The sequence below is a fragment of the Streptomyces sp. NPDC060000 genome (assembly GCF_042737375.1).
Classification (GTDB): domain Bacteria; phylum Actinomycetota; class Actinomycetes; order Streptomycetales; family Streptomycetaceae; genus Streptomyces.
In genome coordinates this window covers 19,259-34,201 of sequence record NZ_JBHWUU010000079.1, presented here as the reverse complement: position 1 = coordinate 34,201, position 14,943 = coordinate 19,259, and the positions used below count along the sequence as shown (strand labels likewise).

At 68.0% G+C, this 14,943-nt stretch carries 9 protein-coding genes and 1 pseudogene; 2 read left to right on the top strand and 8 right to left on the bottom strand.

Annotation, left to right across the window (positions count from 1 at the left end; all coding sequences use genetic code 11):
* Nucleotides 1-46 precede the first annotated feature (46 nt).
* The 6 genes from prfA to ACFWBB_RS33375 form a co-directional block, all read right to left on the bottom strand.
* On the bottom strand, nt 47-1,123 hold the full coding sequence (prfA, locus tag ACFWBB_RS33400) for a peptide chain release factor 1 (protein ID WP_385280007.1): 1,077 nt from the start codon (nt 1,121-1,123) through the stop codon (nt 47-49).
* Between the two features lie 107 nt (nt 1,124-1,230).
* Complete coding sequence (gene rpmE, locus ACFWBB_RS33395; protein WP_385280004.1) at nt 1,231-1,455, bottom strand: 50S ribosomal protein L31; 225 nt, start codon at nt 1,453-1,455, stop codon at nt 1,231-1,233.
* 183 nt (nt 1,456-1,638) lie between these two features.
* A complete protein-coding gene (locus ACFWBB_RS33390) occupies nt 1,639-2,796 on the bottom strand; it encodes an LCP family protein (RefSeq protein ID WP_385280001.1) in 1,158 nt (385 codons plus the stop codon).
* 169 nt (nt 2,797-2,965) lie between these two features.
* Nucleotides 2,966-4,705, bottom strand: a complete 1,740-nt coding sequence (locus ACFWBB_RS33385) for a trypsin-like serine protease (protein ID WP_385279998.1) — start codon at nt 4,703-4,705, stop codon at nt 2,966-2,968.
* A gap of 443 nt (nt 4,706-5,148) precedes the next feature.
* The gene (locus ACFWBB_RS33380; protein ID WP_385279995.1) at nt 5,149-7,941 is read right to left on the bottom strand and encodes a S8 family serine peptidase; all 2,793 of its coding nucleotides are present in this window, start codon (nt 7,939-7,941) and stop codon (nt 5,149-5,151) included.
* Nucleotides 7,942-8,109: 168 nt separating this feature from the next.
* Nucleotides 8,110-9,732 (bottom strand): phospholipase A2, encoded by a 1,623-nt coding sequence (locus ACFWBB_RS33375; protein ID WP_385279992.1) that lies wholly within the window; start codon nt 9,730-9,732, stop codon nt 8,110-8,112.
* A 610-nt stretch (nt 9,733-10,342) separates the two neighbouring features.
* Here ACFWBB_RS33375 and ACFWBB_RS33370 point away from each other — a divergent pair.
* Nucleotides 10,343-10,645, top strand: coding sequence for a hypothetical protein (locus tag ACFWBB_RS33370; protein ID WP_385279989.1), 303 nt, complete (start codon nt 10,343-10,345; stop codon nt 10,643-10,645).
* A gap of 96 nt (nt 10,646-10,741) precedes the next feature.
* Nucleotides 10,742-11,009, top strand: a pseudogene (locus ACFWBB_RS33365) (IS1380 family transposase); the annotation flags it as partial.
* A gap of 64 nt (nt 11,010-11,073) precedes the next feature.
* Here ACFWBB_RS33365 and rho read toward each other — a convergent pair.
* Both rho and thrB read right to left on the bottom strand, forming a co-directional pair.
* Nucleotides 11,074-13,155: a transcription termination factor Rho gene (gene rho / locus ACFWBB_RS33360; RefSeq protein WP_385279987.1), complete on the bottom strand. Its 2,082-nt coding sequence runs from the start codon at nt 13,153-13,155 to the stop codon at nt 11,074-11,076.
* 406 nt (nt 13,156-13,561) lie between these two features.
* Complete coding sequence (gene thrB, locus ACFWBB_RS33355) at nt 13,562-14,506, bottom strand: homoserine kinase (RefSeq protein ID WP_385279984.1); 945 nt, start codon at nt 14,504-14,506, stop codon at nt 13,562-13,564.
* Nucleotides 14,507-14,943 lie beyond the last annotated feature (437 nt).

The window sequence follows — 14,943 nt, the reverse complement described above, 5'->3', positions numbered from 1 at the left end:
CTCCGTGTCGTCCTGTCGTCCTCGTCGTGCGTACGTCCTGCAACGCTTACGCGGCTGCGAGCTTGGCGGCCGAGTCCGCGTCGACGCAGGCCTGGATCACCGCGTCCAGGTCGCCGTCCAGGACCTGGTCCAGGTTGTACGACTTGAATCCGACGCGGTGGTCCGAGATGCGGTTCTCCGGGAAGTTGTACGTGCGGATCTTCTCGGAGCGGTCGACGGTGCGGACCTGGCTGCGGCGGGCGTCGGCGGCCTCCCGCTCCGCTTCCTCCTGCGCCGCTGCGAGCAGCCTGGAGCGCAGGATACGCATCGCCTGCTCCTTGTTCTGCAACTGGCTCTTCTCGTTCTGGCAGGAGGCGACGACTCCGGTGGGAATGTGCGTGATGCGCACGGCGGAGTCGGTGGTGTTGACGGACTGTCCGCCGGGCCCGGAGGACCGGTAGACGTCGATGCGGAGGTCGTTCGCGTTGATCTCGACCTCGACCTCCTCGGCCTCCGGCGTCACGAGCACACCGGCGGCGGAGGTGTGGATCCGCCCCTGGGACTCGGTCGCGGGCACCCGCTGCACCCGGTGCACGCCGCCTTCGTACTTCATCCGCGCCCAGACACCCTGCCCGGGCTCGGTGGCCCCCTGCCCGCCCTTGGTCTTCACCGCGACCTGGACGTCCTTGTAGCCGCCCAGCTCGGACTCGGTCGCGTCGATGATCTCGGTCTTCCAGCCGACGCGCTCGGCGTACCGGAGGTACATGCGCAGCAGGTCGCCGGCGAACAGGGCCGACTCGTCGCCGCCCGCGCCCGCCTTGATCTCGAGGATGACGTCCTTGTCGTCGGACGGGTCCCGGGGCACGAGCAGCAGCCGCAGCTTCTCCGTCAGCTCCTCGCGCTGCTTCTCCAGCTCCTTGACCTCGGCGATGAAGTCCGGATCGTCGGCGGCGAACTCGCGCGCCGTCCCGATGTCGTCGCCGGTCTGCTTCCAGGAGCGGTACGTGCCGACGATCGGGGTCAGCTCGGCGTAGCGCTTGTTCAGCTTGCGCGCGTTGGCCTGGTCGGAGTGGACCGACGGGTCGGCGAGCTTCTTCTCCAGGTCGGCGTGCTCTCCGAGCAGCTCCTCAACGGCCTCGAACATGGTGGGCTCCTGAATGACGAACGGGGGGAAGGACGGGCGACCAAAAACGCCGGTCCCGGCGTGCCCCTGGGCGGGGACACTGCCGTGGACCGGCGAAGAGGGGCTCGCTACTTCGTGGAGCCGGCAGCAGCCTTGCCGAAGCGGGCCTCGAAGCGGGCCACACGGCCACCGGTGTCGAGGATCTTCTGCTTGCCCGTGTAGAACGGGTGGCACTCGGAGCAGACGTCGGCGCGGATGGCACCGCTCTCGATCGTGCTACGGGTGGTGAACGAGGCGCCACAGGTGCAGCTGACCTGGGTCTCGACGTACTCGGGGTGGATGTCGCGCTTCAAGGTGTCTCCTAGTTTCGGGAGGGCGCCGGGTCGCTGCCGCGGGATACGGCAAACGTGAACCGGAGCCGACGTACCAGTCTGCCAGGACTGGGCGCATCCCCCAAAACCGGGGGGCGGGGGGATCTATTCCCCGGGGCTCGTCGCGCCCCCTCGAACGGCGCAACGACGGCCCTCGGGACGACGTCAGGACGACGTCACGACCCCCGCCGCCTCGCCCGTGGCGGTGCCCTCGGTGGCCGCCTTCGGAATGGGCCGGTCGTTCTTCAGGGCCGTCCACACCTGCTTCGCCTTCGCCTCGGCGACGATGACGCGGTTGGGGTTGGACGGGTCGTACCGGACCGGCATCGTGACCATGTTCATGTTGCCCGCGCTGATTCCCTTGAGGCCGCTCGCGAAGGACATCAGGGACTTCAGCGAGCCGAGGTCGGAGTCGGCGGTGACGGCCCTGGTGGCGGTGTTGGCGAGGTCGTACAGCTTCGTGCCGCTGGTGAACAGGCCGACGTGCCTGACCTGGTTGACCAGGGCCTTGATGAAGGCCTGCTGGAGCTGGATACGGCCGAGGTCGGAGCCGTCGCCGACGCCGTGCCGGGTGCGGACCAGGCCGAGGGCCTGCTCGCCGGTGAGCGTATGGGTCCCGGCCCTGAGGTTCAGGTGGCTGTCGGGGTCGTCGATGGCCTTGGTCGTGGTGACCTGGACCCCGCCGAGTTCGTCGATGAGCTTCTCGAAGCCGGAGAAATCCACTTCGAGGTAGTGGTCCATACGGACGCCGCTGATCGACTCGACCGTCTTCACCGCGCAGGCGGCGCCGCCCGTCGAGTACGCCGAGTTGAACATCACGCCGGAGGCGGCGTCGTGCTCGGTGCCGCTCGTGTCGGTGCAGGCGGGGCGGTCTATCAGCGTGTCGCGCGGTATGGAGACCACGCTGGCCCTCTTGTGGCCCTCGTACACATGGATGATCATCGCGGTGTCCGAGCGGGCACTGCCGTCGTCCGTGCCGCCGCCGAGCTTCTTGTTGGCCCCGGAGCGGGTGTCCGAGCCGAGCACGAGGATGTTCTCGGAGCCGTTGTCGACCTTGGTGGGCCGGTCGGTGCCCAGGGCCTGGTCGATGTCGACGCTCTTGATGTTGCCGTTGAGCTTGAAGTAGAGGTAGCCGACGCCGGTGCCGCCCAGCACGAGGATGCCCGCGGCGGTCCACGCGGCGATCAGCACCCCCTTGCGGCGGCCCCGCTGCCTGCGGTGGCGCGGACCGCTGTCGTCGGCCGCGCCGCTCGTTGTGCCGGTCTCACCCGGTGTGCCGGTCTCACCCGGTGTGCCGGGCTCCGGCGTGCTCTCGGCGGACATGTGCTCCTCTGTTCTCGTGCAACCTCACCATCGTCACTCCGCCAGGACAGACGGGGAAACTCGGGACAGGGTTGCACAACGCGGTGTGCCCGGTCCGCGTCGGACCGGGCACTCAGCGTGACAGGGGTGAGTGAGGTCTACCCCCACTCACCTGCGACTTCGGCCGGACTCAGCCGAACAGGTCGTACTGCTTGAAAGACGTCCCGAGTGAGACCCTTGTGGCAAAGATCGCAGTGGTGGCCTTTCCGGTGCCCTTGTACAGGTACAGGGTGCCTGCCGGGGTACGGGCCAGCAGGTCGGCCAGGCCGTCGCCGTTGACGTCTCCGACGGCGGCGATGACGTTGTACGTCGTGTTGCTCCAGGTGGCGACCTTGACGCGGGCCGCGAAGGCGCTCGTGGCGGTGCCGTTGCCCTTGTAGAGGTAGAGCGCGCCGGTGCTCTTGTCCCGGGCGATCAGGTCCGTCTTGCCGTCGAAGCTGAAGTCCCCGTGACCGCGCACGACGTTGTACGAGTTCCAGCCCGTGCCGTTCTTGACGGGCGCGGCGAAGGTGCCGTCGCCCTTGCCCGGGTAGACCCAGAGCGCACCGGCCGAGTCGACGGCGATCAGGTCAGCGAGGTAGTCGCCCGTGACGTCGCCGGGGGCGACGATCTGGGTGCGGGTCTTCCAGTTGTCGCCGATCAGCTTGGTCGCCCAGGTCCCGCCGGAGGCCACGGGGTGCTTCCAGAAGACGTCGCCGTCCGAGGCGCGGCGCAGGATCAGGTCCTGGTAGCCGTCGCGGTCCAGGTCGGTCTGGAGGATGACGTTGAAGCCGCTCCAGGTGCCCCAGGACTCGCGGGAGGCCAGCGAGGTGCCCTTGGAGTCCAGCTCGTAGCCCGTCTTGGTGGACGAGTTGCGCGCCCACAGGTCGGCGAGGTGGTCGCCGCTGAGGTTGGTGTCGTCGACGCGCGGATAGGCGCTGGCTGCGTACGTGGAGACCTTGCTGAAGACGCTGTACGCGCCGCTCTCGACGCAGTCCTTCACACCCCAGGAGACGACGCCGACGATGCGATTGTTGACGACCAGCGGCCCGCCGGAGTCACCGTTGCACGCGGACTCTGTACCGGTGTCGCTGCCCGTGGCGGGGTTGCCCGCGCAGACCATGTGACCCTTGACGAAGTCGGTGCCGTAGTAGTTGGCGCAGGTGGTGTCCGACTGCATCGGCAGCGTGGCCGTCTTCAGTGTCGGGGAGACGTCCTGCGTGGTGGAGCTGGTACGGCCCCAGCCGTAGACCTTGGCACTGGTGCCAGCCTTGTACGACGTGGCGTCCGTGGACGTCGTCATACGGATCGGCGTCGCAGTGACCGGCTCGTTCAAGGTGATGACAGCGATGTCGTTGTCAATGGTCCGCGGGCTGTACGACGGGTGGGTCCACTGGCGCACCGCACCCCTGACCGTGCCGTTGGTGTTGCCGTTCGCGTCGGGCAGCGTCGTGGTGCCGGTGACGATCGTGCCGTACTTGGCCCAGTTGTAGCCCTTGACGCAGTGCGCGGCGGTGAGGATCTTCGTCGGCGAGACGACGGCGCCACCGCAGAAGAAGCCGATGTCGTTGGTCGTGTCGTTGTAGAAGAGCTGGGCCATCCACGGCGCGGAGGAGATCGTCGTGGTGGTGCCACCGATGATCTTCGCGTCGACGGTGCCGCTGCTCGTGCTGGAGCTCAGGGACGACTTGCTGGTCGCCTCCCCCGCGATGTCGTCACCGGCTAGCGCACCCGCGATGCGCTTCGTCAGCTCGGCCTGCGACACCGTGCTGACGGCGGGCTTCACCATCGGCTCCGGAAGCGCGGTCGCGGCACCAGCCGACGTGTTCATCAGCACGGCGGCGACGGCAGCGGCCACACCGGCCGCCACGATGGGCAGACCGTACCGCATCCGCCGTCTGTGTCGGCCGCCCCTGGGCGCGAGTGTGTCCACTCAAGTCCCCCCTGTCAGTCAAACGTTGTCGAGATCGTGAAGAACGAGATCGTACACATGTCCCAACAGGGACTGGGGCCACCCTCACAACGAGGATGACCCCAGCTCGCCAAGGGCGCGGGGAACCAGGCGAGCGAACGCGCGGCCCCGACGGGCATACGACAACAACGCCCGACTGCTCGATAAATCCGGCCGAGTTAATTGAGCATCGCTGAAACAAAGTCAGTTCGGGTTTTTGGCGTCGCACCACTGGTACTGATGTCCTGCGGTCTTCGCACAATTATCGACGCGATGTCAGAACGACATCCACGACTGCATCGACCCTCAAGAGGAACTTCAGACAGTCGGTCTGGCCGAAAACCGCCGAACCGATCAGCCCCCAGGGTTTCCGGCGCACCGCACTACCGTGCTGCCATTCCGAACCGCAGCCCACTCGCAGGGAGCCCGCCTGTGCCCGGCGCGTAGGTGATGACGGGCTGCGCAGTGCCGCCGGTGGCGTTCGCCCATGGCATCGCGTACAAGGCACCGTAGGCACCTGGCCCGTAGGGCATCCCGATGTACAGGCGAGTGGGTGTGCCATACAAGCTGGACCCTGCCCTGTGCGAGGTGCCTGGGGTGCCTGGCATGCCGGTGGCGTTGCCGGCCTCGATCCACCGATCGTTGGCACCGGGTGCTCCGACCAAGGAGAAGATGCTCACTGCGCCTGCGTCGACGACTGTGCCGATGTCCTCGCCCGGCACTCCGACGGCCATCCGCAGGTTGGTGGCGGTGGTCTTCCCGGATCCGAGGCTGGTCAACGTCACCTGCGCGCCCATACGGTCACCGGCCTCAGGGGAGCCGACGACATCGTCAGGAGCCTGCTGGTAGTCGGTGTCAACCTCGTCGACGACGGGGTTGCGGCCTTTGACCGCAGTGAGGACGACGACCCGGCCCGCGTCGGCCTTGTTGGCTCCTGCGTAGGTCACGTCCTCGCCGGGGACGCCAACGGCGATGTAGGAGGCTCGGAACGTGATGGGGCCCATGGTGACGGTGCCTTCGGCAGCCGCGACCGCAGCGCCGAACTGGTCTCCTGCCTCTGCCTCTCTGCTGTTATAGCCCACCTGTGTTGACGCTCCCACGAAGGTGGGCAACCCGTAGCTGTTGAGCTCGTGGCTCAACACATCGACCGCGCCCGACACCACTTCTTCGCTGGAACTCGGGGTGGGAACGACTCCTTCGCCTGGGCTTCCGATCACCAGGTGCTCGGACGTCGCGGCGACGGAGGCGCCGAACTTGTCGCCCGCCTCAAGGGTGCCGTTCATTCCCGACTTCCCCTGGATCAGCGTTCGGTTGACGGTGCCGTGCACGTAGTAGACGCTGCCAGCATCCGTCTTGCCGTCGATGTCCTCAGCCGGGACCCCGATGACCAGGTAGGGCTCTTTGGTGAGGGTGAGACCGGCGGCAAGGGCGGCACCCATGCGGTCCCCGGCTTCGGATACCCCGGCCAAGATGTCGCCCGATCCGGCGCCCTGTTCGAAGTGGATCGACGTCTTGCCGGCGGAGAGACCGGCTGCGGATCCGTAGACGACGTCGACGACGCCGGCGTCGGCCGCGGTGCCGATGTCCTCACGAGAGGTGGAGACCACCAGGTCGGTGCAGTCGTCCTGGTCGTAGTCGACGGTTGCCAGTGCGTCGCCGAAGTAGTCGTTCGCCTCGGCGTCGCCGGGGACCGTGGCCAGGTCCTGGTTGACCTCGAAGGTGCCCTTGCCGCCGCCGTAGACGATGCGTACCAGGCCCGCCTTGGCGTCACCGCCAACGGTGGCCTCGGGGTCGGCGATGGCGATGTCCTCGACCCCGTCGCAGTTGAAGTCGGTGATGTTTCCTGCTCCTTCACCGAGCGCCTTGGCGAGGTCGATGCGCGGCGTGGTAGCTCCGGTGTAGGTAATTGACTTGCCCGTGGTCTTGAGAAGCGACTCGAGGCTCGCGAGGCTCGTCTCGGGGAAAGCCTGCCGGAGCACCGCGAAAGCACCGGCCACGTACGGTGCGGCCATGGAGGTGCCGCTCTTCGCGGCATACCCACCGCCGGGTATGGAGGAGACGATGCTGGTACCGGGTGCGAAGAGGTCCAGCAGCGGGCCCCGGTTGGTGAAGGCGGACAGTTCGTCGTCCGCGGTGGTGGAGCCGACCGCGATGGCGGAGGAGACGCAGGCTGGTCCGCTGACCGCGTCCTGGCCGTTGTTTCCGGCCGCGGCGATGGTCGCCACCCCGGCGTTGAACAGACTGTCGATGACCTGCTTGCGGGGGTCGTCGTCACAGGCTGTGGCGTATCGGCCGTTACCGAGGCTGAGGTTCGCAGCGATGAGCGGTGTGCCGGACTGCTTCAGCTGCAGGACCTTTTCCAGTCCTGCGATCTGGGCGCTGGGGAAGCTGCCTACGCACGGTGTGTAGTCAGGGCCGCCGCAGAAGTCCTCGGAGTTGAACTGGCTGAAGATCTGGACGGAGACGAGGTCCGCACCGGGAGCGACCCCGGAAGTGGGTGCTCCGGTCAGGTTCGTGCCTTCGCCGGCGGCGATCCCGGCCACGTGGGTTCCGTGATCGCAGCCTGCGACGGTCGCGCAGGGCCCGGTCCCGGCATCAGCGCTGCCCAGTCCGTCCTGTTCCTCAGCCCCGTTGGGGCACAGGCTGGTGGCGGAGTAGTCGGGATCGGCAGGCGAGACACATGCCTCGGCAACAATCCGGTCCTTCAGATACGGGTGGCTGGTGTCGATGCCGGTGTCCAGAATGGCGATCGCGCTGCCCTGCCCGGTCGCGCCCGCTGCGGGGGCCACGTCCGCGCTGGTGAGAGGGACGTCCTCGTCCGGCGGCGGCACCGGCGCGTCCTCGGTGACGCTGACCACACCCGACTGGGTCGCCAACTCCTCCAGTCCGACCTGGTCGACCCTGAGGGTGACAACGGGCAGAGTCGCGAAGGACTTCATCATCGTGCCGACGCCCGCCGCACTGGGCAGATCTTCGCGGGTCTTCGTGACGACGTTGACGCGAACGGTGTCGCCGTCGGCGGTATCGGTATACAGCAGCGGGTCGACGGGGCCGCCCGCCGCTTCTTCTGCTGTTGCTGTGAGGGTGCCAAGCGATGCGACGGCGTGGGCCGGAACAGCGCCGACGGCAGCGGTCAGCACCACGGCGACGCCCACTGCCCATATCGGTCTCTTCAATGTTGCTCCAACGAGGAACGGGCGTAGCTCAGCCCGAAGGAATGTCTGTGGAAGGCAGGCGTGAGCGGCCGGACGGCAAGAGGTACCTGCCACCCGGCTCGGTCACATCCAACTGACCTGCTCCGTCAGGATGTTGTACTGCGGGCCGTCAGAAGGCCTGGTGACGGATCAGGTCGCGTTGGCACCGTTCTTCGGGTTGCCCTTCAAGCCCACGGCCTTGTAGTAGGCGTAGGCGACGGACTTGCAAGCCGGTCTCCGCGTGATGAAGTAGGCGTTGCAGCTGTACGTCTTCATCGTGGTGTAGAAGGCGTTGTCGACGTTCGACTTCTTGTTGCGGTCGAGGTAGTACTTGTAGCCCTTGTACGTGTTGCCGATCAGGCCGTAGCCGTAGTCGTGCATGTCGCAAGCACTGCGGAAGTTGAAGCCGAGCGGCTTGCTGACGTTGGGGCCCGGTGTGCTGCAACCGTCGTTGTTGATGCCCACGACCCAGTGTCCGGTCGGTGTCTGCTTCCAGTACGGCTTGTGCCAACCGTAGTGCGCGGCCCACGCGGCACAACCGCTCTCCAGGTACCACAACCAGTCCGTCGCGCGGTTGCAGTGCCGGGGATAGGCCTGCGGATCCGAGATCTCACCGGCGGTGAAGTCCGTCGCCGGCGGGGTGACGGCAGCGTCGTTGGTGATGTCAGCCGCACCCGTGAAGACCGACTCGGAAGACGGACGCGCGGGGCCTATGGGCTCGACGTTCGGGGCGGCCGACTCGGCCGGGAACGACAGGTCCCAGGTGCCGTTGGACGGCGAAGTGACGTCAGAGACCCGCCCGGTGGAGTCGTACGCGTACGAAGAGACCGGCTCGGTGCCCTCGACCGGGTTGGCCACCGAACGCAGCAGACCCGAGGTGTCGTAGGAGTACCGCGCGAGTGTCTGGGCCGTGGAACCGGAGGTGACAGTGATCTCCTTGACACGACCCGCGAACTCGCCGAGAGCCGCGCCCGTGGCTGTCGTGGCGGTCGAGTACTTGATCGCCAGCGACTGCGCCGGGGTCTCCCCGGCGGCGGCCTCGTTGATGGTGGAGATCCGGCCCTGGGCGTCGTAGGTGGCGGTGGAGAGGCTGCCCTCGGCCACGTTGCCCACGCCGGCGACGCGCCAGGAGTCGGCCCTGGAAGCGACCTGCTTCCACGTATAGGTGGGAGTCAGCGTGTTGTTTCCGATGGGAACGGTGCCATCCGTGTCGGCCGACTGATCCTCGTCCGCGGCCGGCGCGGCCAGGTTGATGACCTCGGAAGCGGTAGCCACCATGGTGCCGGTCGCCTCGTCGAACCTTGTGGTCTCGGTGAGCTTGTCGCCCTCCGCAGTCGCGTACTTCTTGACGCCGCCACCGGTCGGGTAGTCGACGCTGCTCTGCAGCGTGTAGGTGATCGCGACATTCGAGTCGAGGTCGGTGACGACGACGGAACCGGCCTTCTGCTCCAGCGTGCGGTTGAGCTGGCCCCCCACGAATTCGGCTTCCCAACCCGGGCCGAAGACCCCCATGTCAGGTCTGGACGCGGGTGCCGACTCCGGCTTGGCGACACTGCCGGCCTGAGCGGTGACACTGTGACTGCGGCTCATGAGACCTTCTGGCACATCGGTCTCGTAGATCTCGAAGGACTGCTCGTCGGTCGAGTACAGACCGGGACCGATCTGCAGGAGGTCACCCTCCGCCAGGATCGGATCGTCGACTGCGGCCTCAGCGGCGAGCGATAAGCCCGCTGGTGTTGCTCCCGCCAACTGCTGCGGGAGCAGCAGGCTCATGGACAGCACGGCAAATACCGGCAGCGCAATTTTGCGCACGAGTTTCCCCCATTTAGAGAATGTGAATGATCTGAGTGATCGCTGTGGACCATAGATCACTTCCGATCAGCTTCACAAGCCCTAAAAACGGAAGGCATGCAACCGCTTTCTAGTGGCAAATTCAAGCCGCAGACTACTCGCCATGAATATGAGTACACGTACTCATGCGGGGCGGGAATGTCGGCCGGATACTATGCGCATGCCACGTATCCCAGGCCCTATTAGGGCGTTTCCCCCCGCTTGGCGAACCCTCGCTGCTGCCGCCCTCACCGCCTTGGCACTTACCGGTTGTGGAAGCGACAAGTCGGATGGCAGTGGGCCACAAGGTGAGCCGAGCGGGGTCGCCGACTCCAAGGTGAGTGCCACGCCGTCCGCCTCCGAGCAGTCAGCGTTCGTGGCGATGCTCGACAAGGTTGCGCAGCCCTGCTCGTCGACTGGCGGGGCCGCGTCCACGTCGGGACCGACCGACAAGGAGCCGACAGGTCCGGAGGGGGAGCAGAGCCTCCCCCCGGGCGCGACTCCCCCGACTGAACCATTTGAGCCCGGAGCTCCCACGGGGCCCGGGACGGAGTTGAGCGATCGCGATCGGTGCGCGAGCGTCCAGCACGAACAGCGCATCATCGAGGCGCTGAGGGTAGTCTCGGAGCCCACCCCCACCAAGGTTCGCAAGGCCTTGAACAACCTCGGCTACATCGACGAACGCATCCACGGCCTCAAGCAGGACGGCAAGGTCACGCGCTTCTACCTCGACCTGCGCGAGAAGGGCGGCCAACTCTGCGAGGAGGGTCTGGCAGCGGGCGAAGCAACGGATGTGACCGCATGTACCGCTCCCGCCACCGGAGCGTTCACGGTCACCTCGCGCCTTCACGGCTGAGCCTGTCCGAGTCCTGATCAAATAACGTTGCCCAGGCCGGGCGGTGCTACTGGCCGAGACCCTTGGCAAGTCCGGCCTGGACACCGCGATATCCGCGGCGGCTGCCTGGCCGACATCGACGTGCTGCGGGCCGAGCCGACTATGTTCGGCCGCCGGCCTCCGATACGACCGTCTCCCGCCTCGTCGACGTGCTCGCGGCGTCCGCGCCGAAAGCTCTTGGGGCGATCGGCGGGGTGCTGGTGCTCGCGCACTCCGAGAAACAGGACGCGGCCAGACCGATCTGGGGGAACCGGTAGTGCCCCTGCTGCGGCCCGGCAACGCCGGCTCCCACACCGTCGCCGACCACGCAAAACGCTCGACTGGGAAACCCAGCCGAGCGCTTGCATGGACTACTCACGACCCCACGGGGCCGAGCTGGTCAGTCGCCCTTAATCCACATTGCTCGCCGACGGCGTCGTCTTCTGGATCTGCATCAGGAACTCGCCGTTCGACTTGGTCTGCTTCATCTTGTCGAGGAGCAGCTCGATCGCCTGCTGCTGGTCGAGCGCGTGCAGCACCCGGCGGAGCTTCCAGGTGACGGCCAACTCGTCGTTGCCGAGCAGGATCTCTTCCTTACGGGTACCGGACGCGTCGACGTCCACCGCCGGGAAGATGCGCTTGTCGGCGAGCTTCCGGTCGAGCTTGAGCTCCATGTTGCCGGTGCCCTTGAACTCCTCGAAGATCACCTCGTCCATGCGGGACCCGGTGTCCACCAGAGCGGTGGCGAGGATGGTCAGCGAGCCGCCGTCCTCGATGTTGCGGGCCGCACCGAAGAAGCGCTTCGGCGGGTACAGGGCGGTCGAGTCGACACCACCGGACAGGATGCGGCCGGAGGCCGGGGCGGCGAGGTTGTACGCACGGCCCAGACGCGTGATCGAGTCGAGCAGCACGACCACGTCGTGACCGAGCTCCACCAGACGCTTGGCGCGCTCGATGGCGAGCTCGGCGACCGTGGTGTGGTCCTCGGCCGGGCGGTCGAAGGTCGAGGAGATGACCTCGCCCTTGACCGACCGCTGCATGTCGGTGACCTCTTCCGGACGCTCGTCCACCAGGACGACCATCAGGTGGCACTCGGGGTTGTTGTGCGTGATCGCGTTGGCGACCGCCTGCATGATCATGGTCTTGCCGGTCTTCGGCGGGGCCACGATCAGACCGCGCTGGCCCTTACCGATCGGCGACACGAGGTCGATGATGCGGGTGGTCAGCACGCCCGGGTCCGTCTCCAGGCGGAGGCGGTCCTGCGGGTAGAGCGGGGTCAGCTTGTTGAACTCCGGTCGCCCGCGCCCGGATTCGGCCGCCATGCCGTTCGCCGAGTCGAGGCGGACGAGCGCGTTGAACTTCTCGCGGCGCTCGCCGTCCTTGGGCTGCCGGACCGCGCCGGTGACGTGGTCGCCCTTGCGCAGGCCGTTCTTGCGGACCTGGGCGAGCGAGACGTACACGTCGTTGGGGCCCGGCAGGTAACCCGACGTACGGATGAAGGCGTAGTTGTCGAGGATGTCCAGGATGCCCGCGACGGGGATCAGGACGTCGTCGTCGGCGACCTGCGGCTCGGCGGCGCCGATCTCGTCACGCCCGCGACGGCCTCGGCGGTCGCGGTAACGGCCGCGCCGGCCACGGCGGCCGTCGCCGAACTCGTCGTCGTCCTGGGGGCCGTTGTCGCGCTGCTGGCGGTCCTGGCGGCCGCCGCTCTGCTGCTGACCCTGCTGCTGGCCACCCCGCTGTTGCTGGCCGCCCTGCTGGTCGTCGCTCTTGCGACGGTCGCCGCGCTCACCGCGGTCACCACGCTCCCCGCGGTCGCCACGCTCACCGCGGTCACGGCCACGCTCACGGCGGTCGCGGCGACGGCCCTCGGCGCCGTCGGCGTCACCCTGCGGCTGCGCCTGGGCCTCGGCCTGCGCCGGAGCGGACGTCTCGGCCTTCGGGGCGGCCTTCGCCTCGGCGACGACCGTCTCCGGGCTGCCCGCGTCGGCGGTGGCGCGGCGGCGACGGCGCTCGGTGGGCGCGTCGTTCCCGCCGCTCTCGGCCTCGCTCGTGCGGGCGGTGCCGCCGGCCGGCTGGCCGGGGATCTCGATCTGCTGCTGGGCCACGGCCTTCTCGGCGGCCGCCTCGGCCTTGACGGCGGGCGCCTTCTTCTCGGCGGCCTCGTCGCCCGTACGGGCCTTGGAGGTGGCGCGGCGCTTGGGCTTGGTCTCGGCGGCGTCGCCGGCGGGGGCCGCGGCCTTGGGAGCGGCTCCGCCTCCCGCCTGCGCCTCCTTGATGACCTCGATCAGCTGGCTCTTGCGCATACGCGCGGTGCCCCTGATGCCGAGGCCGGATGCGACCTGCTGAAGCTCGGCCAGCACCATGCCGTCGAGGCCGGTACCGCGGCGCCGCCGGGAGCCGGCACCGTTGGCAGGCGCGGAGGCGTCCGTGGCGGGCGCGGCAGCGGTCTCCTCGACACGTGCGCCCATCAGATCGGTGGTGTCGCTCACGAAGGGTCCTTCCCTGGAGCGGACGTCGGCCTGTCTGGCTCGGCGACCGTTTGTGCTGTCCGACTTCGGTCCTTGCTGAGGAGAAGCCGGGGCGGTGGTCCGCCAAAGCGGCGGAAGAGTATTTGCTGGTGATGGCGCTACCGCGACGGGCCGTGACACTCAGTGTCACGTGGCGTGGTCAGCACCGATTCCGGAGCGTGCCCTGTGTACCGCTCAGCGTCGCTGTACTGCGTACTGCCCAGGTACGACGTACGGAACGCAGTGCGGCTTGGGGAGCTCCCGGAAGAATGTCTGTCCCGAAGGGGGACACGAAGCACCTCGCCATGGTGGGGTCGGGTGCAGACTTGAGGTTAACACTACCGGATCCAACAAACATTCCCCCTCTCGAAATCCGGCAACCGTGCCCTTAAATGTCGCCGGAATGCGTGTCACCAGCGGGCGCGAGCGGCAGTACGCACGCGCCCTTCGGGTCCAGGGCCAGGCGGTTCGCGGCCCAGTCCGCGCCGGCCGAGGCCTCGATCTTGTCGGCCGTGCCCGCGTCGGCCAGGGCCATCACGGTGGGTCCGGCGCCGGAGATGACCGCGGGAATCCCGTCGGCACGCAGGCGTTCCACCAGCGCCGCGCTGTCCGGCATGGCCGGCGCGCGGTACTCCTGGTGCAGTCGGTCCTCGGTGGCGGGCAGCAGCAGTTCGGGGCGCCGGGTGAGGGCCTCGACGAGCAGTGCGGCACGGCCAGCGTTGGCGGCGGCGTCGACGTGCGGAACGGAGCGCGGGAGCAGTCCGCGCGCGGTCTCGGTGAGGACCGGCTTCCCGGGCACGAAAACCACCGGAACGATGGAATCGGCGGGCTCCATCCTGATAGCCCGCGCGGCGCCCGCCTCCATCCAGGAAAGGGTGAACCCGCCCAGCAGACAGGCCGCCACGTTGTCCGGGTGGCCCTCGATCTCGGTCGCGAGCTCGAGCAGGGCGGCGTCGTCGAGCTTGTTCTCGCCGCCTATGGTCACCGCGCGCGCGGCGACGATTCCGGCGCAGATCGCGGCGGACGAGGAGCCGAGGCCGCGGCCGTGCGGGATGCGGTTGGCGCAGACGATCTCCAGGCCACGCGGCTGGCCGCCCAGGACGTCGAACGCGGTGCGCAGGGAACGGACGAGGAGATGCCTCTCGTCACGCGGCAGCGTCTCGCTGCCCTCCCCCGCGATGTCGATGTGCAGCCCGGAGTCGGCCACCCGGACGACTACGTCGTCGTAGAGCCCCAGTGCGAGACCGAAGGCGTCGAAGCCCGGGCCGAGGTTGGCGCTGGTGGCGGGGACGCGGACCCGGACGGGGGCGGCGCGGAAGGCGGGACCGGCCATCTCGCGATGACTCTCCTTGAGCTGCGGGACTGTCGAATGACATTCGATATGTACGGGCGGTACGGGCGGCATGTGCGGGAGAACCCTGGAGTCCGCGGAGACGACGCGGCGGCAACGCGCCACTGCGGCATATGCGGCGGGCGGATTCGGTACAGCCTATCGAAGGAAGGTTCCGTGGCGACATAGGGCGCACAGGCGGCGCACGATGCGTGTCGTAAGCCCCCCGTGCACCCCCGTACGGGAAAGCCCTTCGACGGAGCCCGGCGAGCCGCCTACGGGTCACCGGCGACCCGCCTGGGGTCGTGCCCGCAGGTGGCCACCGAACCGCCCACGAACCGCCCCCGAGCCGAAACCCGAGCCGTCCCTGAGTGTCCCCCGAGCCGAGCGCGGAGGCGACCTGGAGACGCTCACAGACCGCGCGGAGACGGCGCCCCGGA

Coding starts and splice junctions, on each gene's coding strand:
- ACFWBB_RS33390 (WP_385280001.1), bottom strand. CDS start 2,796: ATGTCCGCCGAGAGCACGCCGGAGCCCGGCACACCGGGTGAGACCGGC.
- ACFWBB_RS33375 (WP_385279992.1), bottom strand. CDS start 9,732: ATGAGCCTGCTGCTCCCGCAGCAGTTGGCGGGAGCAACACCAGCGGGC.
- thrB (WP_385279984.1), bottom strand. CDS start 14,506: ATGGCCGGTCCCGCCTTCCGCGCCGCCCCCGTCCGGGTCCGCGTCCCC.
- ACFWBB_RS33385 (WP_385279998.1), bottom strand. CDS start 4,705: ATGCGGTACGGTCTGCCCATCGTGGCGGCCGGTGTGGCCGCTGCCGTC.
- prfA (WP_385280007.1), bottom strand. CDS start 1,123: ATGTTCGAGGCCGTTGAGGAGCTGCTCGGAGAGCACGCCGACCTGGAG.